Source organism: Bartonella sp. PS17NMGDW, from assembly GCF_042193555.1.
In the GTDB taxonomy this organism is placed as follows: domain Bacteria; phylum Pseudomonadota; class Alphaproteobacteria; order Rhizobiales; family Rhizobiaceae; genus Bartonella; species Bartonella grahamii.
The window spans coordinates 1-1856 of the sequence record NZ_JBHILY010000054.1 but is presented as its reverse complement, the minus strand read 5'-3'; the positions used below and the strand labels follow the sequence as shown (position 1 = coordinate 1856).

Annotated in this window: 2 protein-coding genes; both read left to right on the top strand. The window is 37.7% G+C overall.

Annotation, left to right across the window (positions count from 1 at the left end):
- Window positions 1-726 precede the first annotated feature (726 nt).
- Window positions 727-1458 (top strand): antA/AntB antirepressor family protein, encoded by a 732-nt coding sequence (locus ACFIJK_RS09120; RefSeq protein ID WP_375627570.1) that lies wholly within the window; start codon window positions 727-729, stop codon window positions 1456-1458.
- Window positions 1455-1733: a hypothetical protein gene (locus ACFIJK_RS09115; RefSeq protein WP_375627569.1), complete on the top strand. Its 279-nt coding sequence runs from the start codon at window positions 1455-1457 to the stop codon at window positions 1731-1733. Before ACFIJK_RS09120 ends, ACFIJK_RS09115 begins: the two co-directional genes overlap by 4 nt.
- The last annotated feature ends 123 nt before the right edge of the window (window positions 1734-1856 follow it).

Genomic DNA, 1856 nt, shown 5'->3' with positions numbered 1-1856 from the left:
GCGGGTGCCGTCGTCAACCTCGACAACTTCAACACCGTGTAGAAAACCTATTGCCATACTTTATGCTCCTTTAAATGGTTGGCTAATGAAATGAATGGGAAAAATGAAAGGTAAAGAGCTGTGTTTTTCAGAGCTCGTCATCCAAAAATAAAAAAAATTATCGAAAGATGCTTGACATTATTTCTGTACTGTATATTTTCGAATCAGTTGCTTGAAAAACACCTTACAAACTACAAGCGGATTGATTGCCGAAATAACCAATCTTCTGGACATTTAAAGACTTTTACTCATTATGTGCTACATGCATATAATAACCTCGTCGGGTGTGGTTACACTATACAATACCCTAACGGGAAAAGTGTGACGACGGACTTGTAGCCGTGTTTTTCAGCGCCCGGCACTCAGAGATGAAATTAGCAAAAATATCAAAAAATTATTAGAAGCCACTTGACAATGTGGCAACAATATGAATAATCGAATCAGGTGCCTAAGAAACACCTTAAAACAACAAGCGGATTGGTTGCCGAAATAATCATTCTTCCGCACATTGTAAAGGCTTTGACTCGTTATATGCGTATAGCGTATACTGGTCTTGTCGGGTGTGGTTATGCCATAAAATACCCTTTCGGGGGAAAGCATAACGACGGGCTTGTTGCCGTGTTTCTTAGCGCCCGGCACTCTTTAATTGAGTGTCATTAAGAAACATCTATCAACAAGGAATTCATTATGAATACTCTTATAGAAATTAGAGAACAGGTTATTGATCAGGAAACTGTTCAAACTGTGAATGCACGTGAGTTACATGCATTTTTGGAAATTACATCAAAGTTTGCAGACTGGATTAAAAATCGCATTAAAGAATGTAAGTTTCTGGAAAATATAAACTTTATAACGCTTTCTAAAAATTTAGAAAACGGTGGAAAGGTAAAAGAATACCACATTACATTAGACATGGCTAAACACCTTTCGATGATAGAGCGTAATGACAAAGGGCATGAGGCACGTCAATACTTTATCAAATGTGAACGGCTCTTGAAACAAGTAGTAACACCACAGGTTGACTACTCCAAACCTGAAGCATTGCTTGGTGTTTTGAATCATCTACAAAGTCAAATAGAGCAAAAAGATCATGTTATTGCAGAATTAGCACCAAAAGCAGAAGCACTTGATGGTTTAAAACGTTCTGATGGTTTGTTCGGTCTTATTGAAGCAGCAAAGATGTTAGAGGTACGGCCAAAGGACTTAACCGATTACTTGCGTAAACATGATTGGGTCTATCGACGGGCTCCAGGGGCGCCTCTGTTACCTTATCAGGACAAGATCAAGAAAGGATTTATGGATTGTCCTGCTATCACCATTCAAAGACCGGATGGTACAGAAAAGGTGCTGCCTTCAACGAAAATCACATCTAGAGGATTGGCATGTTTAAGAGAACAAATCTTTGGGGGTGTGCAATGAATACCAGTATCGATTTTTTGTGCGATTTATGGATGGCATTGTTTCAATTTTCTGATCGTGATGATGTTGAAGATAAAGCTTTTAATGCTCTGATTGAAACCATGGATGCAATAGAAAAAGCTTTGATTTTAAAACTTCAAGATGGATCACCAAACGCACTCAGAGTTCTAGCAATGATTACAAATTTTGGATCTTTAAAACCTCCTTCTATTATGGAGCCTTTGTTGAAAGCTTACGATCCGAGTCTGAAAAATTCTGTTAAGAAAGCTGCTTAACTTTAAAAACATGATTTTATCTCCTCGTCTTTGAGGCGGGGAGGTAGTTAACAGCATAAAATATCTTTACATAATACATATTGTACGTATAATACGTATTATACATTAAAGATAGGATGTGCA